The organism is Caballeronia zhejiangensis, assembly GCF_022879815.1.
GTDB classification, from domain to species: Bacteria; Pseudomonadota; Gammaproteobacteria; order Burkholderiales; family Burkholderiaceae; genus Caballeronia; species Caballeronia zhejiangensis.
In genome coordinates, this window is the sequence record NZ_CP084283.1 from 1895623 (window position 1) to 1916049 (window position 20427).

18 protein-coding genes are annotated in these 20427 nt (G+C 64.4%); 5 read left to right on the top strand and 13 right to left on the bottom strand.

Annotation, left to right across the window (positions count from 1 at the left end; all coding sequences use genetic code 11):
- Positions 1 to 126: 126 nt before the first annotated feature.
- The 8 genes from LDZ23_RS09100 to sugE all read right to left on the bottom strand — a co-directional run bounded on the left by LDZ23_RS09100 (position 127) and on the right by sugE (position 7403).
- Positions 127 to 561, bottom strand: a complete 435-nt coding sequence (locus LDZ23_RS09100) for a S8 family peptidase (RefSeq protein WP_244807441.1) — start codon at positions 559 to 561, stop codon at positions 127 to 129.
- Between the two features lie 178 nt (positions 562 to 739).
- The gene (locus LDZ23_RS09105) at positions 740 to 1615 is read right to left on the bottom strand and encodes a DUF5672 family protein (RefSeq protein ID WP_244807442.1); all 876 of its coding nucleotides are present in this window, start codon (positions 1613 to 1615) and stop codon (positions 740 to 742) included.
- Between the two features lie 190 nt (positions 1616 to 1805).
- On the bottom strand, positions 1806 to 2384 hold the full coding sequence (locus LDZ23_RS09110; protein ID WP_175982719.1) for a DUF924 family protein: 579 nt from the start codon (positions 2382 to 2384) through the stop codon (positions 1806 to 1808).
- A gap of 2 nt (positions 2385 to 2386) precedes the next feature.
- Entirely contained in the window at positions 2387 to 3118 is a 732-nt protein-coding gene (locus LDZ23_RS09115; protein WP_008341926.1) for an alanyl-tRNA editing protein, read from the bottom strand.
- 82 nt (positions 3119 to 3200) lie between these two features.
- Positions 3201 to 3614 carry a group II truncated hemoglobin gene (locus LDZ23_RS09120; RefSeq protein ID WP_008341927.1) on the bottom strand — a complete coding sequence of 138 codons (414 nt, stop codon included), beginning with the start codon at positions 3612 to 3614 and terminating at the stop codon, positions 3201 to 3203.
- 17 nt (positions 3615 to 3631) lie between these two features.
- Positions 3632 to 6148, bottom strand: coding sequence for an ABC transporter permease (locus tag LDZ23_RS09125; RefSeq protein WP_404989937.1), 2517 nt, complete (start codon positions 6146 to 6148; stop codon positions 3632 to 3634).
- Positions 6149 to 6219: 71 nt separating this feature from the next.
- Positions 6220 to 6849: a DUF4126 domain-containing protein gene (locus LDZ23_RS09130; protein ID WP_008341929.1), complete on the bottom strand. Its 630-nt coding sequence runs from the start codon at positions 6847 to 6849 to the stop codon at positions 6220 to 6222.
- A gap of 233 nt (positions 6850 to 7082) precedes the next feature.
- Positions 7083 to 7403 carry a quaternary ammonium compound efflux SMR transporter SugE gene (gene sugE / locus LDZ23_RS09135; RefSeq protein ID WP_008341930.1) on the bottom strand — a complete coding sequence of 107 codons (321 nt, stop codon included), beginning with the start codon at positions 7401 to 7403 and terminating at the stop codon, positions 7083 to 7085.
- Between the two features lie 244 nt (positions 7404 to 7647).
- Between sugE and LDZ23_RS09140 the strand changes: the two genes are divergently transcribed.
- A complete protein-coding gene (locus tag LDZ23_RS09140; protein WP_244807443.1) occupies positions 7648 to 9105 on the top strand; it encodes a cytochrome ubiquinol oxidase subunit I in 1458 nt (485 codons plus the stop codon).
- Positions 9106 to 9125: 20 nt separating this feature from the next.
- Positions 9126 to 10133, top strand: coding sequence for a cytochrome d ubiquinol oxidase subunit II (cydB, locus tag LDZ23_RS09145; protein ID WP_034473035.1), 1008 nt, complete (start codon positions 9126 to 9128; stop codon positions 10131 to 10133).
- On the opposite strand, the gene LDZ23_RS09150 is transcribed toward cydB, so the two are convergent.
- From LDZ23_RS09150 to LDZ23_RS09160, 3 genes are read right to left on the bottom strand one after another with little or no spacing between them, the layout of a single operon-like run.
- Complete coding sequence (locus LDZ23_RS09150) at positions 10134 to 10616, bottom strand: hypothetical protein (RefSeq protein ID WP_034473033.1); 483 nt, start codon at positions 10614 to 10616, stop codon at positions 10134 to 10136. It abuts the gene before it with no gap.
- A 39-nt stretch (positions 10617 to 10655) separates the two neighbouring features.
- Entirely contained in the window at positions 10656 to 11222 is a 567-nt protein-coding gene (locus tag LDZ23_RS09155) for a peroxiredoxin (RefSeq protein ID WP_008341934.1), read from the bottom strand.
- Between the two features lie 41 nt (positions 11223 to 11263).
- Positions 11264 to 12562, bottom strand: coding sequence for an EAL and HDOD domain-containing protein (locus LDZ23_RS09160; RefSeq protein ID WP_008341935.1), 1299 nt, complete (start codon positions 12560 to 12562; stop codon positions 11264 to 11266).
- A gap of 464 nt (positions 12563 to 13026) precedes the next feature.
- Here LDZ23_RS09160 and LDZ23_RS09165 point away from each other — a divergent pair, with 464 nt between their 5' ends.
- Complete coding sequence (locus LDZ23_RS09165) at positions 13027 to 14907, top strand: putative bifunctional diguanylate cyclase/phosphodiesterase (protein WP_008341936.1); 1881 nt, start codon at positions 13027 to 13029, stop codon at positions 14905 to 14907.
- A gap of 136 nt (positions 14908 to 15043) precedes the next feature.
- Positions 15044 to 16516: an HDOD domain-containing protein gene (locus LDZ23_RS09170; protein WP_008341937.1), complete on the top strand. Its 1473-nt coding sequence runs from the start codon at positions 15044 to 15046 to the stop codon at positions 16514 to 16516.
- A 37-nt stretch (positions 16517 to 16553) separates the two neighbouring features.
- Here the strand turns inward: LDZ23_RS09170 and LDZ23_RS09175 are convergent, their stop codons facing one another.
- Entirely contained in the window at positions 16554 to 16997 is a 444-nt protein-coding gene (locus tag LDZ23_RS09175; RefSeq protein ID WP_244807444.1) for a hypothetical protein, read from the bottom strand.
- A gap of 157 nt (positions 16998 to 17154) precedes the next feature.
- Entirely contained in the window at positions 17155 to 18783 is a 1629-nt protein-coding gene (locus LDZ23_RS09180) for a methyl-accepting chemotaxis protein (RefSeq protein ID WP_008341939.1), read from the bottom strand.
- 344 nt (positions 18784 to 19127) lie between these two features.
- Between LDZ23_RS09180 and LDZ23_RS09185 the strand changes: the two genes are divergently transcribed.
- The gene (locus LDZ23_RS09185) at positions 19128 to 20402 is read left to right on the top strand and encodes an MFS transporter (RefSeq protein WP_008341940.1); all 1275 of its coding nucleotides are present in this window, start codon (positions 19128 to 19130) and stop codon (positions 20400 to 20402) included.
- The last annotated feature ends 25 nt before the right edge of the window (positions 20403 to 20427 follow it).

The window sequence follows — 20427 nt, forward strand, 5'->3', positions numbered from 1 at the left end:
ATATGTCGTTATCGACACCGAACTCAGGCGCGCGGCAACTGTTCAGATCGTTGAAGGCCCGCGGCAGGCGAGCCTTCCATTCATACTCGACGACGTCTCGAGCGCGTAACAGCGGGATCTGCCCTGTCAGCTTCGTTTGATCGCCAGGATGCTCTCAACGGCCTTCCGGGCATTGATGAGACCCGCGCCACAACCCTCCGGACACTGTGCGGCCATCGATGTCGCCGTTGAAGTCAGGGCGGACTTTAACTCGTCGACGGTCGCCCCGGGGTTCGCCTCGAACATGAGTGCAATCACTCCTGCTACGTGCGGAGTTGACTGCGATGTGCCACTCAATATCGAAAACATGGAGTTGGATGCGGGAACGGTCTTACCTGTATCGACGGTCGAGATGATCGATCCGCCGGGGGCCATCACAGTGACCGGCGGCCCGTAATTCGAGAATACAGCACGATTGCCACCGGAATCCGTTGCACCAACAGTGACGATCCCGTTGCAGTTCCCAGGCTGCTGCGTCGAAACTTCCCCCTTGCCGTTAGGCCCGTTTCCGGAAGCAGTCACTCATTATTCGGATACCTTATTTAATTCGTATCCTTAATTTAACCGACCGTAAAACTGAACATTGCACCCAGATACTATGCGACCATGCCACCCTCCTTCGTCGATGATGAGTTCCCGAAAACCTCCCTAGCGTCATCGTCTGGGGGCGATGTCTTCCAGTGCGTCGCCCTATGCCTGCTCACTCCGCAGCGAACGTTACGCGATACCCGCGCGCCTCCAACATACGCACGACATCCATTTCCCGGAATGCCCGCTGTGCCAAACTGCGTTTGACTTTGTACTCCACGCTCGGTGGATCGATGCTGACCAGACGGCGCCAGGAAGCGTGATGGCCGAAAAGGTCCATGAAATCGGCATCGCCATAGATAGGACCGGAATCTTCGACTGCGAAGCGCTTGCACAAATCGAGCGGAGCGTACTTGATCCCGACCGCCTCGAGTTGCGGACGCAAAGTGGCAGTCAGTTGCACGTCTTCATTGGGTGCGCGATTACTCCAGCGCATGCGAAATTCGCTGTTATCGAGTAATTCCGGCCGCGGAATCTCAACCTTGATTTCCGGATGATCCATCAATGCGCGCAACATGCGCCTGCTGCGCAGGCTGAAGCCTCCATTCAAAACAGGCCGCACGACATGGCCCGGACGATCTATCCGATCGCGCCATTTGAAGTGTGAAATCCATTCGGTACCGGCGGCCGATTCGACGCACGCCTGATGAACGGGTGCCCCTATGTAGTCGTAGTCGAAGAATTCGTCACGCCAGTTATTGCCGTCCAGAACCCAGCCATCATCCTGCAAGACGAGCGCGAAATCGGTGTCGATCAGCTTCCAAAGCGCAAACATCACGAACCAGCTGTATTCGTGGTAGTTCATGGGAGCGATCTTGCGGTGCGCGATTCCTTCAGGCAGCCCGCGCGGCGAATTCGGGCTGCAAAGTAATGCGCGCGCGCCTGGCATTTGTCTGCGACTCAATTCCAGCGCTGGAACGGCGCACGTGGCGTCCTGCAAACCTGTTACGGAAACCAAAGTAATTCGATTAAAGTTCGCGCGCGTCATGCTCTTGCGATGGTCCGATATATGAATAGTGCCTTGATACAGCGGTATTCATATTAGGGGCGCATCGCTCATGCATCAATAGAACTAATCGGAAAACGGATCGTCAACGACCAATGTCAATCCGTTCGATCGACGATGTGACGCGGGCTTCCTCACGTAAAAGGGATGCGGCACACGCTTCGTCCGTGGCTCAAAACCCGCCATGCGCCGCCAGCCACGCCTCCTCATCGGCGCGCATTTCGCGTCCGAGAATCCGATTGCGATGCGGAAAGCGTCCGAAGCGCTCGACCACTTCCGCGTGCTCCAGCGCCGATTCATGGAAGCTCGAAACGCCGGTCTCTTCTTTCAGCTTTGCGAATAAGCGCAGCGCCTCGCGCTGGCTCCCCATCGATTCATCGTGCTCGAACGGCATGTACGCGAACGCGCGATGGTACGCACTCGGCAAGCGCAGATCGTCGCCGCGCTCGACCAGCGTCTTCGCCAGCGCGAGCGCACGCGCATCGCCCGCAAACGCGCGCGGCGTGTTCCGATGACAGTTGCGCGAAAACTGATCGATGAGCACGATCAGCGCAAGCGTGCCGAGCGGCGTGCTTTCCCACTCGCGCAAGCCGCCCGCGTGCGCCTCGTCGAGCAGCGCGCCGAAACGTTCGGTGAGCAGCGAATCGAAGGCGCGCTTCTTCTTCCACCACAGCTTGCGATCCTGACCGAATTCCGCTGAACCGGGCGCGCCGAACCAGAGATCGAGCACGGCCTGAGCGCGCGGATCCATGTTCAGACGAGTTCCAGCACCAGTCGCCGCGTGCGCGCGCTCTTTTTCTCCAGCTTCGCGATGCGCAACTCGCCGATCTCCTCCGTGTTGCGCACATGCGTGCCGCCGCACGGCTGCAGATCGACATTCTCGATGCGCAAGAGACGCACGCGGCCGAGGCCCGTCGGCGGCTTCACGCTCATCGTGCGGACGAGCTCGGGACGCGCGGCCATTTCATCATCGGTGATCCATTCGGTCTGCACGCCGTGCGCGCCGCCGATCAGCGCGTTGAGCTTCGCTTCGACGGCTTCGCGCTCGATCGGCTCGACCGTCGCGAGATCGAGCCGCGCGTATTCCGTCGTGATGCTGCAGCCGTCGACGGGATACGGCAGCACCGCGCAGATCAGATGGCTCGCCGTATGCAGCCGCATGCGCCGGTAACGCTGCGCCCAGTCGATCTCCGCGCTCACCTTGTCGCCGGTTTTCAGCTTCGCAAGCGCATCCTCCTGACCGGGCGCGGGAACGTGAACCGCGTCATCCGGCGTTGCGCCTTCGAACTTCGCCTTGCGCGTATCGGCGATCGCGATGACCGTGCCGTCCGCGAGCGTCAGCGTGCCGGCATCGCCCGCCTGGCCGCCGCCGAGCGGATAGAACACGGTTTGATCGAGGTGGATGCCCTGCTCGTCGATGGCGGTGACGGTCGCGTCGCAACGCGTTTGATAAGCGTCCTCGCGAAAGAGTGCGCGTGTGCTCATGGTCGTGCTTCCTTGCGATGAGGCGAAAAAGCCGATGATGCATCAGCCGCGCCCCGCCTGAACCGGTACAAAAGAAAGCGAATCAACCGGGACGGTTGCGCATCCAGTCTGCGGTATCGAAGAACGAAGTGAGCAGCCGCTCGCGCAAGGATGCGTCGATGCCGATGTCTTCCATCGCCCACGCCATGCAGCGCAGCCATTGGTCGCGCTCGCTCGACGCAATTGCGAACGGCAGATGCCGCGCCCGCAAACGCGGGTGACCGAAGCGGCTGATGTAGTGATCCGGCCCGCCCATCCAGCCGCACAGGAACCAGAACGTCTTGTCGCGCGAATTGTCGAGCGTCGGCGGATGCAGCGCGCGGATGCCCGCGAACTCCGGCTCGAGGTCCATCAGATCATAGAAACGGTCGACGAGCGCGCGCACGCGCTCTTCGCCGCCGACCAGCTCGAAAGCGGTCGGCTTTTGCACATCGTCTTCGGGATTGACGTCGGTCATTGCTCTGATTCGAAAAACTACGCGTCGCGCAGCGATTGCAGCGCGGGGCGCGCCAATACGCGCCGCAGGCTCAGCCAGCCGCCGAGCCCCGCGCACGCGACGCCCGCGACGATGCCCACCGGCACGAGCCACGGATTGAAATCGATATGAAACTCGAACACGCGCGCCGCCAGCACATAGCCGATGCCCTGCGCGCCGACCGCGGCCATCAGCCCGGACAGCGCGCCCACGGCGACGAACTCGGCGACCTGCACGGAGCGGATCTGTCCGTGCGACGCGCCGAGCGCGCGCAACAGCGCCGATTCGCGCACGCGTTCGTCGCGCGTGCCGGCAAGGGCCGCGTAGAGCACGAGCACGCCCGCCGCGAGCGTGAAGAGGAACAGGAACTGCACCGCGCCGATCACCTGCGCGAGCGTGCGATGAATCTGCGCGAGAATCGGCGCGATATCGATCGCCGTCACGTTCGGATAACGCGCGACGAGCCCGTCGATCACGCGTTGCTCGTCTGCCGGCAGATGAAAGCTCGTGATGAAGGTCGCGGGAAGATCGGCGAGCGCGTCGGGCGGCAGCAGCACGAAGAAGTTGACCTTGAACGAATTCCAGTCGACCTTGCGCACGCTCGTCACCGGCGCTTCGACCGGCAGTCCGGCGACGTCGAAACGCAGCACGTCGCCCATCTTCACGCGGATCGTCTTCGCGATGCCCTCTTCGATCGACACCTGCGGCTTGCCGTCTTTGCCGAACCACGCGCCTTGCGTGACGCGGTTATCGCCCGGCAGTTCGGTCGTGTACGACAGATTGAATTCGCGATCGACGAGGCGCTTCGCGTCGGCACGGTCGTAGTTGTCCGGATTCACAGCCTTGCCGTTGATGGCGACGAGACGCGCGCGCACCATCGGCGAAAGCGCGGCGTCGGGCTGGCCGTGCGTGTGCAGATAGTCGAGCACGCCGGCGCGCTGGTCCGGCTGAATGTCGATGAGAAACTGATTCGGCGCGTCGGGCGGCGTCGCGTCGCGCCAGCCCTTGATGAGATCGTTGCGCGTCATGCCGATGAGCAGCAGACACATCAGCCCGATGCCGAGCGCGGTGATTTGCAGCGCGCTCGACCCGCTGCGCCGCTCCAGCGACGCGAGCGCATAACGCCAGCCGACGCCCGCGCGGCTGCGCTCGCGCCGCACGAAGCGCGCCGCCGCCCAGAGCGCCGCGCGCGCGATCGCGCCGAACACGAGCAGGCCCGCCGCGAAACCGCCCGCGACGATGCCGCCGAGCTTCAACTCGCCCGCCGCGACGATCAAAAGCGCCGCGAACAGCAGCACGCCGACGCCATACGCGGCATGGGCGACGCGTTGCGCATCGCCGAGTTCGCGCCGGATGACATGCACCGGCGGCACGCGCGTGATCGGCAGAAGCGGCGGCAGCGCGAAGCCGAGCAGCAGCACGAGCCCCATCGCGACGCCTTGCAGCGCGGGCCAGACGCTCGGCTGCGGCAGTTCGACATCGACGAGCGAGGCGAGCCAGTTCAGCAGCACGAGATGCCCGCCGAAACCGAGCACGACGCCCGCCGCGCTGCCGATCAGGCCGATCGCCAGAAATTCGTTCAGGAAGAGCGCGCGCAGCGTGCGCTGGCTGACGCCGAGACAGCGCATCGCGGCGCAGCCGTCGAGATGACGCCGCGCGAAACGATGCGCCGCCATCGCGATCGCGACCGCCGCGAGCAGCGCCGTCAACAGCGACACCAGCGTGAGGAAGTGGCTCGCGCGATCGATCGTCTGGCGCACTTGCGGCTGGCCGTCGGAGAGCGATTCCAGCGCGACGCCGCGCAGCTTGCCGCCATCGACGTTCTCGCGCGCGAACTTCGCGAACTGCTCGACCTGGCTGTCGGAACCGGCGACGAGCAGGCGATACGTCACGCGGCTGCCGTAGCCGATGAGTCCCGTGGCGGCGATTTCGTCGGCGCGCATCATCAGGCGCGGCGAGAAGTTGACGAACGAGAAGCCGCGATCCAGTTCGCGCGTGATGACGCCCGCGACCGTGAACGTGCGCGTGCCGACTTTCACCGTGCCGCCGACCTTCGTCTTGAGCGCATCGAGCAAGGCGGCGTCGACCCAGACGGTGCCGGGCGCGGGAATGCCGTGCGCGGGCGCATCGGCGGCGTCGACGGCGGGCGCGATGCGCAGCGCGCCGCGCAACGGATAGCCCTGCGTCACGCCCTTGATCGCCGCGAGGCGCGAGAGCGGCTGGGCGGACGTCGAACTGATCATGCTCGGGAAAATCGTCGTGCCCGCCGTCTCGAGTCCGAGCGATTTCGCTTGCGTTGCGAACATCGGATCGACGGGATGATCGGCGCGCACGACGAAATCGGCGGCGATCATCTGGCGTCCGTCGCGCGCGAGTCCCTGGCGCATGCGATCCGCGAGAAATCCGACGCTGGAGAGCGCCGCCACCGCCAGCACCAGCGCGAGCAGCAGCATCGTGAGCTCGCCCGCGCGCCAGTCGCGGCCGGTCATGCGCCACGCCTGACGCATCGTCTGCATGAAACCGAGCGTGATGTGCGGATGCGAATGTCCTGCCTTACGTGCGGCCTGATCGTTCCTGAATGCGGTGCTCAATCGTGCTTGCTCCGCAGCCGGTTCATCCGATGTTCCGAGCTCGGCAGCATGTGCTTGGCCATGCGCGACACCCCGCCGTGCACGCCGCGCGCGAGCCTCGGCAGCGCCCAGCCCGCCAGCACCAGAAACGCGAGAAGCAGCACGAGAAACAGCAGCGGCACGAAGAGCGCGAGCGCGATGCCGGTGACTGCGCCGACATCCTCGGTCGCCGACGCCGCCCAGTTCGACACCGGCTCCGGCGACAGATTGATGAGCGCCCGCGTGCCCGCCTTCGCGAAATGCGATGCACCGGCGAGCGTGCCGCCCGCGAGCGCGGCGATGGTGAGCATGGCGGGATCGGCGTGGCCGAGGGAGCCGGCGGCGAGCACCGCGCCCGCCGGAATGCGGATGAACGTGTGCACCGCGTCCCACAGGGAATCGAAGGCGGGAATTTTATCGGCGAGAAATTCGACGACCGCGAGCACGCCCGCGACGCCGATCACCCACGGCGAGCCGAGCACTGCAAGCGAATCCGGCAGGTGAACGATTCCCATGCGCTGGAACATGCCGGCGATGAAAACAGTGAGATACAGGCGCAGCCCGCTCGCCCATGACAGGCCCGCTGCGAGCGAAAGTGACTCAAGCATTGCCGTCTCCCTTAATGCTGCCAGCCGCCGGCGTTCGCCGCTACGGGACGATTTGCCGACTGAAAAGAGCGGTCTTTGCGGCAGATGCCGGAAGAAGCCGCCTACATACGCGAAGATAGAACGAAAACGCGCAAAACGTTGCGCTCAGACAAATGCGGATGACCTCGAACCATTATATCCACGCAAATACGCGCGGTGCAGCACGGTTCAAGCGATTGGCGTTCCCGGCGCCCTCAGTGTCCTGACGAGAGCTTGAGCCCGATCAGCCCGGCGACGATCAGCACCGCGCTCAGGATGCGCGCCGCCGACAGCGCTTCGCCCATGAACACGATTCCGAAGACGAACGCGCCGACCGCGCCGATGCCCGTCCAAACGGCGTAGGCCGTGCCGAGCGGCAGTTGCTTCATGGCCATCGCGAGCAGGACGAAGCTGCCGAGCGCGGTGATGACGGTAAAGACGGACGGTCCGAGCCGGGTGAAGCCTTCGGACGATTTGAGACCGGCGGCCCAGGCGACTTCCAGCAGACCGGCGACGAAAAGAAGAATCCAGGACATCGAGCGACTCCCTTGAAAAATGGGGCCGTCCCCGACGAAACGATGCGCATGCGGTCGTCCGCATGGCTTAGGCGCGAAAGCCGAAGATTGTACCAAACGGGTGCATTCGCGGCAGGCGCACGTGGCGCTTCGCCGCGCGGCGTGTGGTCGCGTTCCTTAAAACCATGCTATTAAGGAGGAAAGCGCCCGCGCGAGGCGCGCCTTTCGACACATCCGCTGCAAAAAGCCTGAACAAGGAGCGTTCATGGATGTCGACTCGGTCCTGCTCTCCCGCTTCCAGTTCGCGTGGGTCGTCGCCTTTCACATTCTGTTGCCGGCCTTCACGGTCGGTCTGTCGTGCTTCATCGCGACGCTCGAATTCAACTGGTGGATCACGAAGCGCGACGTCTATCGTCGCCTGTCGGCGTTCTGGCTGAAAATTTTCGCGGTGTCGTTCGGCATGGGCGTGGTGTCGGGCATCGTGATGCCGTTTCAGTTCGGCACCAACTGGAGCCGTTTTTCGGATGCGACCGCGAACGTCGTCGGCCCGCTGATGGGCTACGAAGTGCTGACGGCGTTCTTCCTCGAATCGGCGTTTCTCGGCGTGCTGCTCTTCGGGCGCAAGCTCGTGCCGCAGTGGGCGCATGTGATGTCGGCGATCTTCGTCGCGGCGGGCACCGTGATCTCGTCGTTCTGGATTCTCGCCGTCAATAGCTGGATGCAGACGCCGCAAGGCCACCGCGTGCTGCCGGACGGCCGCTTCGAAGTGGTGAGCTTCTTCGACGTGATCTTCACGCCGTCGTTTCCGTACCGGCTCGGGCACACGGTGAGCGCGTTTCTCGTGACGGCCGGCTTCGTGATTCTCGGCGTCGGCGCGATGTATCTGCGCCAGCGCCGCGCGCTCGAGGAAAGCCGCGTGATGGTGAAGATGTCGCTGATCTTTCTCATCATCATGGTGCCGGTGCAGATGGTGATCGGCGACGCGCATGGACTCAACACGCTCAAGCATCAGCCGGCCAAGCTCGCGGCGATGGAAGCGCTCTGGGAATCCGGCACGCGCGTTCCGGCCAATCTCTTCTCGATTCCCGATCAGGACGAGGAACGCAATCACTTCGAAATCTCGATTCCGGTGCTCGGCAGCATTTATCTCACGCACGATCCGAACGGCTACGTGCGCGGCCTCAAGGACTTTCCGCGCGAGGACCGGCCGCCCGTCGCGGTCGTGTTCTTCGCGTTTCACATCATGGTCGGCATCGCGCTGCTGATGTTCGCGCTCGTGCTGTGGGGCATCGTGCAGTTCGCGCGCGGGCGCATCGAGACGAGCACGCGCTGGCTGCGCGCGGCGACGTGGGCGATGCCGCTCGGCTTCATCGCGGTGATCGCCGGCTGGACGACGACCGAGGCCGGCCGTCAGCCGTGGACGGTCTACGGCATCCTGCGCACGAAGGATTCGGTGACGCCCTCGCTCACCGCCGCCGATGTCGGTCTCTCGTGGCTGCTCTATGTGCTCGCCTATCTCGTGATCTTCGGCGCGGGTTTGTTCCTGCTGCGGCGGCTGGTGCGCGTCGGGCCGGCCGAAGTCGGCCATGCGCACGAAAAGGACGAACTCGATACGAAGGCGCGCGCGGCGCGTCCGCTGTCGGCGGTATCGGCGGGCGCGAACGGCGCGACGCCCCGCGTGAGCGAGGACGACATCGTGCCGCCCGGCCGCGGACGCAAATAAGCAACGAACCGGAGAACGCGATGCTCGATCTCGTGCCGCTGTGGGCCGCCATTCTCGCGCTGGCGGTGTTCATGTATGTGCTGCTCGACGGCTTCGATCTCGGCGTAGGCATGGTTTTTCTGCTGCGCCGCGACGCCGAATCGCGCAATCTGATGATCAACTCCGTCGCGCCCGTCTGGGACTTTAACGAGACCTGGCTCATTCTCGGCGGCGGCGGATTGTTCGCGGTGTTTCCGCTCGCGTTCGCGATCATCGTGCCGGCCGTTTATTTCCCGATTCTCTTCATGCTGCTCGGGCTGATCTTTCGCGGCGTCGCGTTCGAATTCCGCGAAGTGACCGGCGCGCGCAAATGGCTGTGGGACGGTGCGTTCGGCTGCGGCTCGCTCGTCGCGACGTTCTCGCAGGGCATCGTGCTCGGCATGTTTATCCAGGGCTTCCCGATCGAAGGCCGCGTCTACGCCGGCACGAGCTGGAACTGGGTCGCGCCGTTTCCGTTGCTCGTCGGCGTGGGGCTGATCTTCGGCTATGCGCTGCAAGGCACGACGTGGCTCGTGCTCAAGACCGAAGGCGAACTGCAGGACTGGAGCCGCAAGATGGCGCGCTATGCGCTCATCGGCGTGATCGCGTTCATTCTGCTCATCAGCCTGTGGACGCCGCTCAAGGACGCGCGCATTGCCGCGCGCTGGTTTGCCTTCCCCGACAGCCTGGCGTTCGCGCCGGTGCCTGTGCTCACCGTGCTGCTCGCGTGGACGCTCTGGTCGAGCCTCGCGAAAGACCGCGACGTGCTGCCGTTCCTGTGCTCGATCGGGCTCTTCTTTCTCGCGTTCACGGGGCTCGTCATCAGCCTGTGGCCGTTCATCGCGCCGCCTTCGGTCACGCTCTGGGATGCGTCCGCCGCGCCCTTGTCGCATCAGTTTCTGCTGATCGGGACGATGTTTCTGCTGCCCGTCCTGATGATCTACGTGATCTGGTCGTACTGGGTGTTCCGCGGCAAGGTACGCGGCGACATGGGTTATCACGCGGAATAGTCAGAGCTTCTGCTGCGTGGCGAGCGACAGGATGCGCGCCCATTTGTGCGCCTCGCCGCGATCGCGCATCGGCAGCGTCCATTCGCCGTGCTTCGCGTCCCGCACGTCGAGCACGACCTGCCACGCGCCGTTCGTTCCATTCGCCTGCCGCATGCGCGCGCCGCGCAGGTCCGCGAAGATATAGCTGCCGCGCTCGTCGCCGACGCGCACATCGCACAGACGCTTGCCCGCCGCGACCCGCACGCCGCCCCAGTCGGATTTGAGTTCGTGGGTCCAGTCGCCGTGTTCGCCTTTGCGCAGATTCGGCGCGATCTCGCGGCGGCTCGCGAGCCAGCGCATCACGCCCGCCGCGATGATCGCCAGCACGACGATCGCAACCGCCACCGCGACGCCGAGGCCGAAGTGCGCGTGTAGCGCGTCGAACGACCATATCGCGCCGTAAATCAGCAATCCTAAGACGATCAGTCCGACGACGATGGGCATCGCGCCTCCCGCACGCTCAATCGATGAGACCGCAGCGTATCACTGCGCCTTGTGCTTCGCGTTCCAGTCGCGCAGCGCCTGCAGCGTGTTGGCGACGTGCTGGTCCGGCGACAGGCTCGTGTATTCGTAGATGACGCGGCCGTCGGGCGCGATCACGTAGGACACGCGCTTGGCCATCGTGCTTTTCATCGGCATGGAGGCGTCGTAGGACTTGATGATCTTCGAGTTTTCGTCCGCCGCGACCGGAAACTTGCTGCGGCATTCGCTCACCGAAAACTTCTTCAACGTATCGATGTTGTCGTGCGACACGCCGATGACCGTCGCGCCTTCGGCCTTGTACTGATCGACCGCTTCCGCGAACTCATGCGCCTCGATCGTGCAGCCCTTCGTGAACGCCGCCGGATAGAAGTACAGCACGACCGGGCCTTTCTTGAGGGCATCGGCGAGCGAATAGTCGTACACGTTGCCGCCGAGCGACGCCTGCGCGGTGAAGTCGGGCGCGGCATCCCCGGGCTTGAGCGTCGCGCCTGCGACGAGCGGATAAACGGCCGCGGCCGCGGCCATCGCCAGAACAGCAGCCGCTTTCATACCGGAAAATCTTTTCATGCGCGCTCCTTTCGAAGACCTCGTTCATGCAAAGACGCCAACTATGCGTCGTCCTCGCCCTGATCCATCCGGTGTTGCGCGAACCACGCCGCCGCTTCGAATTGCAGTTTAGCGAGCACCGCGGGCGTGAGCACGTCGAGCGATGGCTGCGCGTGCCGGCTCGCGTCGATGGCGGGCGCATCGCCCCGCTCGGCAGCCCGCGCGATGCCGAGCAGCGCGCCGAGCAAGCCTTCGCCCGCGAGAATGGCCGTGCGGATTTCGGCCGCCAGATGGAGCTTATCGAGAATTTCCACGGGCTGCATGTTCAGCACGACATGCACGAGCGAGAAGATGCCGGTCATGAACGCGGCGTCGGAGAAGGCTTCGTCGGCGGGACGCAGCTTTTCGGCCGCGAGCTCCAGGAAGCGCGCGCGCGTGCCGACGAGTTGCAGCAGCGGATCCGAGCGCCACGGCAAACCGCTGCCGTCCGCGTAAAGCAGCAGCTGCGCCCAGCGCATCAACTGGCGCGTGCCGGTCGCGGCGATCGCCTCGCGCAACGACGACACGCGCCGCCCGCGCGTCTGCGCACTCGAATTCGCGAGACGCATCAGCTGCACGACGATATCCGGATTGCGCTTCAGTTCCGCTTCCAGCTCGCGCAGGCCCGGCTCGCCGGCGAGCACGGCCATGAGGCGCAGGAGCGAGCCGCGCGCCGGGCTCTCGCGCCGCGCCGAAAGCACCTGCGGCCGCGCGAAGAAATAGCCCTGAAAGAGATCGAAGCCGAGACGTTTGGCGCGCGTCAGATCGTCGAACGTCTCGATCTTTTCCGCCACGAGCAGCTTGCCGCGCCGCTTCACCTCCGCAGCGAGTAGCGGCAGATGCCGATCGTCCGCGGCGAGGAAATCGACCTTGACGATATCGACGGTCGGCAGCGCGGCATGCAGCGCGTCGTCGAGCTTCACGACGTCGTCGAGCGCGAAGCGAAAGCCCGCGTTGCGCAACTGCGCGCAGCGTTTGAATAGCGACTCGTCGAACGTGATGCTTTCCAGCAGCTCCAGCACGAAACGCTCGGGCTGCATGATGTGGACGATGTCGTCGAACAGCAGCTCGCGGTTCATGTTCACGTAACCGGGATGCGGCCCGAGCACCGCCGGCACGCCCATCTCGCCGATCGTGCGCGCGACGACATGCGCGGTCGCCTGCACGTCGTCGTGGATGCGGGCGCGATTGTCGGGGCTGTCGCGAAAGAGCAGTTCGTAGGCGACGAGCGCGCCTTCGCCGTCGAGGATCGGCTGACGCCCGACATAGACGCTTTGCCCGCGCCGCGCCGATGCCGCGCGCTTCAGGGAAGAATCGGGCATGGCGCGGACCGGTCGGATGCGCGCGGCGGCGCCGTGAAGCGTTGCGTGATGGCCGGCTCGATGGCCTTGGCTATGGCACAGGCCGGCCGCTTGGTGGATTCGATCATGGGGCGAACGAGTCGAACGGAATTCTGATGGTCAACAGCACGGCGAAAGCCCTGCGTCCGGCGGCACACCGACGAGAGAACGGGTTCCCGGCCGCAAACGCGCCACTGTAACCGAATTCTCCTGACGAGATAATATGAAACCTCATATCGACAATAACTGGACATTCTTGATGCCGCGATGCGCCCGCCGCATCCGCGCCGCCGGTTAAAGAAATCCCCGATCGCGCCGATAACTCGCCTGATAGAGCGTGTCGCGCCTCATTGCGGCACGTCCCGGCCGGAACCCGCGAGGCGCGTGTTCCGCGCGCCGCCGCCTGGCCGAAAAAGCAGGCGCTGCCGCCAGAAACCAACGAGACCATGCAAGCGAACCGGATCAACGTCTCCCGCCGCGCACCGTGGCGCATCGCGCTCGATGCGCTCTCTCGCGCATGGGGAAGCGCCGCGCGCGAGCGGCATCCCGAGAGCGCCGGGGAGCCGCCCGCGCCCGCGACATCGCCCGGGGCCGGCGCGCCGGATGCGCCCGTCGCCGCCGTCGCGAATGCCCTGACCGACGCGTCCGAGGCCACGCTCGGCGCGGTCGACTTCCTCGCCCAGCTCGACGATGCGCTGCGCTTCCAGTATGTATCGGATGCGAGCATCGAGTTCATCGGCTATCACCGCGATTATCTGAGCATGCTGACGCTGCACGATCTCGTCGCATCCGAGGAAGCCGACGAGCTGCATGCGCTCGTCGCGCGGGCGCGCGTGAGCGGCAAGCTCGAATCGGCGACGCTGACGGTCGTGAAGTCGCTCACCTATCCGATCTGCGTCGAGTTGCGGCTCGTGTCGACGGCCGCGCGCGGCATGCCCGGCTTCGCGCTCGCCGCCTTCGACGTGACGCACTGGCGCGAGCGCGAAGCGGCGCTCGTGCATACGATCAATCACGATGCGCTGACGGGCCTCGACAATCTCATCGCCCTGAAGGCCGCGATCGTTGCGGCGCAGGACGAAGCCGAACTCACGCGCACGCACGCGGGACTCGTGCTGCTCGACATCGACGATTATCAGCGCATCAACCGCGCGCTCGGCTACGACGCCGGCGACGAGCTGCTGCGCGAAACCGCGCGGCGCATCCAGCATACGGCGGGACACGGCGAGCGCGTCGCGCGCGTGGCCGGCGACGAATTCGCCGTGCTGCTGCCGCCCGGCACCACGGCGGAACTCGCCGAAAGTCTCGGGCGGCGCTTGCTCACCGCGATCGCGCAGCCCTACCGGCATCGCGGGCAGCACACGCATTTGTCGGCGAGCGTGGGCGTCGCGCTGTATCCGGATCAGGCGGGCAGGCTCGCGAAAAGCGAAGCGCAGACCAACCTCTTGCGCATGGCCGATCAGGCGCTCGCGCAGGCGAAGGAATCGGGCGGCAATGCGCTCGTCTTCCACACGATCGACGACAACCCCGCCGACGCCGAGCGCCTCAAGCTCGAAGCGGACCTGTACGAAGCCGTGCGCAACGGTGAGTTCTCGCTCTACTTCCAGCCGATCACGAAGATCCGCACGGGCGCGGTGGTCGGCGTGGAAGCGCTGATGCGCTGGAATCATCCGGTGCACGGGCTCGTGCCGCCGTCGACGTTCATTCCGCTCGCGGAATCCATCGGCCTCATCAATTATCTGGGCAACTGGGTGCTGAAGGCCGCGTGCATGCAGATCGTGCAGTGGGACGCGATCGGCATCCGGCTCGATTACGTGTCGGTGAACGTGTCGCCGCAGCAGTTCCGCGACAAACGATTCACCGCCGCAGTGAAGGAAGCGCTCGCGCTCACCGGCATCGACGCGCGGCGGCTCGTGTTCGAGATCACCGAAAGCCTTTTGATGCACGATCCGGAGGAAGCGACGCGCCTGCTCGAAACGCTGACGACGATCGGCATCCGCTTCGCCGTCGACGATTTCGGCACGGGCTATTCGAGCCTCGCCTATTTGCAACGTTTTCCGCTCTCGAAGCTCAAGATCGACCGCAGCTTTGTCGAGAACCTGATTACGTCCCGAAACAATCGCGCGATCGTGAGCGCGGTGGTCGGGCTGGCGCAATCGCTCGGACTGGAGCTGGTGGCCGAAGGCGTCGAAACCGAGGCGCAGCGGGATTTGCTCGCGGACCTCGGATGCGACCATATTCAGGGCTGGCTCATCAGCCATGCGTTGCCGTCGGACGAGCTGGCGCGCTCGTTCCAGTCGCATTCGCTCGTATTGCACGAGACATTATGAACGGACGATTGTTCGTGTTTTAATCGAAGCACGCGCCGTAACTCCCTAATAACGTGTACATTTCGTTGTTGGGTGCTGGATTGCAGGACCGCCTCGGGTTAGCCGTCGCGTAACGAACGAGTTCTTATTTTTTGCAATGGCACGCACCAAGGCCGAACTACTGGACAAGCTGTGGTCGCGCATGAGCGAGCGCGGGGATTTCCCCATGCTGTCTCAGGCGCTGCGCTCGACTGTGTCCGCAATGAGCGATGACGACCTCGACTTCACGTCCCTCGTGCAAGTCGTGCTGTCGGACGTCGGCCTCACGCAGAAGGTGCTGCGGCTCGCCAACTCGGCGATGTACATCGCGTTCGGCGGCAACATCACCACCGTCACGCGCGCGTTGATGGTGCTCGGCATGGACGCCGTCGGTCATCTCGTCGTCGGGTTGAAGCTCGTCGACCACTTCCATCAGAGCGCGCCGCGCCGTATCGACGCGAAGCTCGAACTGAACCGCACCCTGCTCTCGGGCGCGGTTGCGCGGCAGCTCACCGAGCACAAGGACTTGCGCTCCGCCGAGGAAGCGGTCGTCTGCACGCTGATGCGGCAGATCGGCAAGCTGCTCGTCGCGTTCTATCTCGAACACGAGTGGGATCAGTTGCGCCGCAAGGCCGCTTCGGAGAACATCCCCGACAGCGCCGCCTGTGCCGCGCTGCTCGGCGTCACCTTCGACGAGATCGGCCTCGAAGCGGCGGACCGCTGGCGTCTGCCCGAGACGATTCGCGAAGGCATGCGCGCGACCGATCCGAACGCGCCCGTCGATGAAACCGTGCCGAAGCACGTTCGCTGGCTGCGCGCGATCTCCAACTATTCGACCGAAGTCGCGGACGCGCTCACGGCGCAAAACGTGGCCGCGGACGGCCGCGAATCGGTGCTCTTCGATATCGCGAACCGCTACACCGGACCGCTCAACACCGACGCCGACACGCTCACGTCGATGAGCCTCGCGCTCGCGAACGAAGAAGCGAGCGACGGCGTGATGCGCGAGATCTCCGAGCTGCAGGCCAACGCCGATGCCATGGCGCGCGCGAACGTATCGGCGGAGGCGCGCATCGGCGCGAGCGTCGCGGACTTGCGCTCGTTGCCGTCGAAGAATGCGCTCGCGCCGGCGCTCGCGCTCGCGTCGGAATCGATACTCGGCAGCCTGCATCTGTCGCGCACCGTGGTGTTCGTGCGCCAGGCCAACAACGAATTCCACGCGCGTCTCGGCCTCGGCGCGGGCGTCGAGCCGATGTTGCCGAAACTGCGCTTCTCGGCGGAGTTCCGGCCCGACGTGTTTCATCTCGCGATCAGCAATCCGGTCGGCATCTTCATCGAGAACGCGCACGACGCGCGCATCGACGCCCGCCTGCCGCGCTGGTACAAGGAGACGCTCGGCGAAGCGCAGGCGTTCGTCGTGCTGCCGGTGAAATCGAACGATACGACCGTCGCGCTGATCTACGGCGACTGGACCTCGCCGCAACACGTGCGCAAGATCTCGCCCGCCGAGATGAGCGCACTGAACGAGCTCACGAAGGAGCTGAGCCGTTTTTTCTTTAGCGCGAACTGGAAGGAAGTCGAGCTCATCTGAGCGGCTTCCTTCTTGCGCGCAGACCCCTTCCTCCGCCTTATTCCCGCTTCAGAATCGCCACGGCCTGCTCGCCGTATCGCACGATATAGCCGCCGTGCGCGCGCTGCCATTCGCGTGCTTCCGATTCGTTCGCAAACCAGTTCTTCTCGTAGTCGTTGAACGCGCCGGCGTCGAGCCGATAGCGGTCGATCGCCGCGTCCGGCTGTTCGTCGATGTGGAATTTGCACGCGTCCCAGCCTGGGTAGCCGAGTTCGACGGCGAGCATCGAAAGCAGATGCTTCAGTTGCAGATCGTCGCGCATCGCGTGCAGATCGGCGAGGCGTTCCGCGCGCGTGACGTTCGCCGCGAGCAGGCGGCGCAGAACGGGCATCGACGCGCTCGTATCGCCGTCTCGGGCGTGACGAAGCAGACGCCGCGCATGTTCGCGCAGATAGTCGCTATTGGAAACGGAAGAAGAGATCGGACAGGATGTAGACCACATGACGTTGTTCCTTTGTTGCGCCGTTCTCGCTGCGGCTATAAAGGTTCGACGTTGCGGTTCGATCCAAAGTTGAGGTGCTGCACGGCAGGTGCGTAAGACTTTCGCGAGACCGGGCGCCCTGCCGCGCCCGTCCGCGATTCTATCCTCAAGCCTTGCGTCAAGCCAACTGGAATTTTCCGACGAGCGACTTGAGCGCGCGCGCCTGATCGTCGAGCGATTGCGCGGCGGCCGCCGCCTGTTCGACGAGCGCGGCGTTCTGCTGCGTGTTCGCGTCCATCTTCGTGACGGCCTCGCCGATCGACTCGATGCCCGTCTTCTGCTCCGCCGATGCCGCCGAGATCTCGCCCATGATGTCCGTGACGCGGCGCACGGCCTTGACGACTTCCTCCATCGTGGCGCCCGCTTCCTGCGCGTAGGTCGAGCCGTCCGACACGCGCGACACCGATGTATCGATGAGCCCTTTGATCTCCTTCGCCGCCGACGACGAACGCTGCGCGAGACTGCGCACCTCGCCCGCGACGACCGCGAAGCCGCGCCCCTGCTCGCCCGCGCGCGCCGCTTCGACCGCCGCGTTCAGCGCGAGGATGTTGGTCTGGAAGGCGATGCCCTCGATCACGCCGATGATGTCGCCGATGCTCTTCGCGCTCGCATCGATGCGCTGCATCGTTTCGACGACGCGGCCCACGACCGCGCCGCCCTTCTCCGCGATCTCCGACGCGCTCGCCGCGAGCGTGCTCGCCTGCTTCGCATTGTCGGCGTTCTGACGCACCGTCGACGTGAGCTGCTCCATGCTGGCCGCGGTTTTTTCCAGCGCGACGGCCTGCTCCTCGGTACGGCGCGACAAGTCGACGTTGCCCGTTGAAATCTCGCTCGATGCCGAAGCGATCGCCTCCGCGCTCGCCGCGATATCGCCGACGGTCGACGACAGTCCCGCCTGCATTTCGGAGAGCGCGTGAAGCATCGACGCGTCGTCGCGACGCTTGAGCTTGACCGGATACGCGAGATCGCCCGATGCGATGCGACGCGCGATGTCCTTCGCATAACCGGGCTCGCCGCCGAGCTGGCCGGCGAGACGCCGCACGACCCATTCGGAGACGACGATCGCGAGCGCGAACAACGCGAGCGTCAGCACCGACACCATCACGAACGACGAATGGAAGATGAACGCGGCGGATTCGATCGTCGCCTTGGCTGCGGCGCCGCGGCGCGCGACGAGTTCATCGACCATCTTTTCGAGCTTGCCCGTTTCGACGAGCAGCGACACGTCCTGCATGCCGACTTGCCAGTTCATCTGCGAGAGATCGAGCGGTTGCTCCTTCACGAGCTTCACGAACGTCCGCAGATTCTCGGCCCACTTGCCGAGCGCGATCGAGAAGTTCTTTTGCTGCGCGAGCGCGTCCTTGTCGGCGTGATCGATGTATTGCGCGAGCTGCGCCTGTTCACGTCCGATTTCGGCGAGCGATTGCTCGATCTGCGCGCCGAGATCGTCGCGCTCTTTCGCCGTGCTCGCGGTGAGCAGCATCTTCTGCGACCGGCTCGCGCGCAGCAGATAGCCGCGCGTTTCCTCGGCCGCGCGGCTCGCGACGTAGCCTTGCGTGTAGATGGATTCGGTCGCGCCGTTCAGACGGCTGATCTGCGTGAGCGAAATTGCGCCGATGACGAGCGTGCCCGCGAGCACGAGTCCGAAAGCCAGCCTGAGCGATGCCTTGACTGATAGCGTGCGCTTCGCTTCGTCATGCGCCATGAAGCCCGCGTCTTTTGCGCCGCGTAGCGAAAACAGTTTCATCGATCGAATCCCCGAATTTGTTCTTTGGACTTGGCCGTCGTGAGGCGTGTCCTGGTCTGATCCCTGCCGGGAATACGGCAGGTTTGCGGGCTTTCTTGAGCCTTTTTTTAGCAGGAGCGCACGTTCGTTCGCTCCGCCGTCGCTTCTTATAACCGGCCAAAAAACCTTGCGTGCGACGAAATCGCAGCTGGATTCGCTGCCGATCCTGTCCGATTCGCGACAAAGCTTGGCAGGACAACGCGTCGGGGACAGCCTACACTTGTCAGAAATTCAGTCTGCGCATAAATGTCGCACTGACAAAAGATCGATTCCGAGACGCTTTCCTGCTTTCACAAGCCATCACTATGCAAACGAGCATCGACAAGGGCGCTTTGTCGCCTTCCGGCGCATCGGCCGGCGCTTCCGCCAACGCTTCTGCAAACGCTTCCGCCGCGACATCAGCGGGCGCGCAACGCACCGTTTATTCCGTTCTGGGCGCGATCAGCTTTTCGCACCTTTTGAACGACATGATCCAGTCGCTGATTCTGGCGATCTATCCGATGTTCAAGAGCGAATTCGCGCTCACGTTCGGACAGATCGGCCTCATCACGCTCGTGTATCAGGTGACGGCTTCGCTGCTGCAACCGCTCGTCGGCCTGTACACGGACAAGCATCCGAAGCCGTATTCGCTTCCGGTCGGCATGGGCTTCACGCTGTCGGGTCTCTTGCTGATGTCGGTCGCGGGCAGCTTCGGCACGCTCTTGATCGCGGCGGCGCTGGTCGGCTGCGGATCGTCGGTGTTTCATCCGGAATCGTCGCGGGTGGCGCGCATGGCGTCGGGCGGCAAGCACGGTCTCGCGCAGTCGCTCTTTCAGGTCGGCGGCAACGCCGGTTCGTCGTTGGGTCCCTTGCTCGCCGCGCTGATCGTCATCCCGCACGGGCAAAAGAGCATCGCGTGGTTCTCGGTGGCCGCGCTCGTCGCGATGTTCGTGCTGGCGAATATCGGCCGCTGGTACAAGCGTCATCCGGCGACGAAGAAGGGCCGCGCGCAGACCGCGCACGCGACGCTGCCGCGCAACAAGGTCGTCATGGCGATGAGCGTGCTCGTGCTGCTCGTGTTCTCGAAGTACTTCTATCTGGCGAGCATCACGAGTTACTTCACGTTCTATCTGATCAGCAAGTTCGGCATCTCGGTGCAGGCCGCGCAGATCCATCTGTTCGTGTTCCTCGCGGCGGTGGCGGCGGGCACGATCATCGGCGGTCCGGTCGGCGACAAGGTCGGGCGCAAGGCGGTGATCTGGGTGTCGATTCTCGGCGTCGCGCCGTTCACGCTCTTGATGCCTTACGCGAACCTGTTCTGGACGGGCGTGCTGTCGGTGATCATCGGGCTCGTGCTGGCATCGGCGTTCTCGGCGATTCTCGTGTATGCGCAGGAACTGATTCCGGGCAAGGTCGGGATGGTCGCGGGCTTGTTCTTCGGATTCGCGTTCGGCATGGGCGGCGTGGGCGCGGCGGTGCTCGGGCATCTCGCGGATGCGACCAGCATCGATTATGTGTACAAGGTTTGCGCGTTCCTGCCGTTGCTGGGCGTGTTGACGGTGTTGTTGCCGAAGACGCATGAGGGGAAGGCGAAGGCCTGAGCGCACGCGATGACGATCACAACGG

Excerpts from the sequence above, each read along its gene's own strand:
- LDZ23_RS09165 (WP_008341936.1), top strand. The coding sequence starts at position 13,027 with ATGCAAGCGAACCGGATCAACGTCTCCCGCCGCGCACCGTGGCGCATC.
- LDZ23_RS09170 (WP_008341937.1), top strand. The coding sequence starts at position 15,044 with ATGGCACGCACCAAGGCCGAACTACTGGACAAGCTGTGGTCGCGCATG.
- LDZ23_RS09140 (WP_244807443.1), top strand. The coding sequence starts at position 7,648 with ATGGATGTCGACTCGGTCCTGCTCTCCCGCTTCCAGTTCGCGTGGGTC.
- LDZ23_RS09180 (WP_008341939.1), bottom strand. The coding sequence starts at position 18,783 with ATGAAACTGTTTTCGCTACGCGGCGCAAAAGACGCGGGCTTCATGGCG.
- LDZ23_RS09150 (WP_034473033.1), bottom strand. The coding sequence starts at position 10,616 with ATGCCCATCGTCGTCGGACTGATCGTCTTAGGATTGCTGATTTACGGC.
- LDZ23_RS09160 (WP_008341935.1), bottom strand. The coding sequence starts at position 12,562 with ATGCCCGATTCTTCCCTGAAGCGCGCGGCATCGGCGCGGCGCGGGCAA.
- LDZ23_RS09115 (WP_008341926.1), bottom strand. The coding sequence starts at position 3,118 with ATGAGCACACGCGCACTCTTTCGCGAGGACGCTTATCAAACGCGTTGC.
- LDZ23_RS09175 (WP_244807444.1), bottom strand. The coding sequence starts at position 16,997 with ATGTGGTCTACATCCTGTCCGATCTCTTCTTCCGTTTCCAATAGCGAC.
- LDZ23_RS09155 (WP_008341934.1), bottom strand. The coding sequence starts at position 11,222 with ATGAAAAGATTTTCCGGTATGAAAGCGGCTGCTGTTCTGGCGATGGCC.
- cydB (WP_034473035.1), top strand. The coding sequence starts at position 9,126 with ATGCTCGATCTCGTGCCGCTGTGGGCCGCCATTCTCGCGCTGGCGGTG.
- LDZ23_RS09120 (WP_008341927.1), bottom strand. The coding sequence starts at position 3,614 with ATGACCGACGTCAATCCCGAAGACGATGTGCAAAAGCCGACCGCTTTC.
- LDZ23_RS09130 (WP_008341929.1), bottom strand. The coding sequence starts at position 6,849 with ATGCTTGAGTCACTTTCGCTCGCAGCGGGCCTGTCATGGGCGAGCGGG.
- LDZ23_RS09105 (WP_244807442.1), bottom strand. The coding sequence starts at position 1,615 with ATGACGCGCGCGAACTTTAATCGAATTACTTTGGTTTCCGTAACAGGT.
- LDZ23_RS09125 (WP_404989937.1), bottom strand. The coding sequence starts at position 6,148 with ATGCAGACGATGCGTCAGGCGTGGCGCATGACCGGCCGCGACTGGCGC.
- sugE (WP_008341930.1), bottom strand. The coding sequence starts at position 7,403 with ATGTCCTGGATTCTTCTTTTCGTCGCCGGTCTGCTGGAAGTCGCCTGG.
- LDZ23_RS09185 (WP_008341940.1), top strand. The coding sequence starts at position 19,128 with ATGCAAACGAGCATCGACAAGGGCGCTTTGTCGCCTTCCGGCGCATCG.
- LDZ23_RS09110 (WP_175982719.1), bottom strand. The coding sequence starts at position 2,384 with ATGGATCCGCGCGCTCAGGCCGTGCTCGATCTCTGGTTCGGCGCGCCC.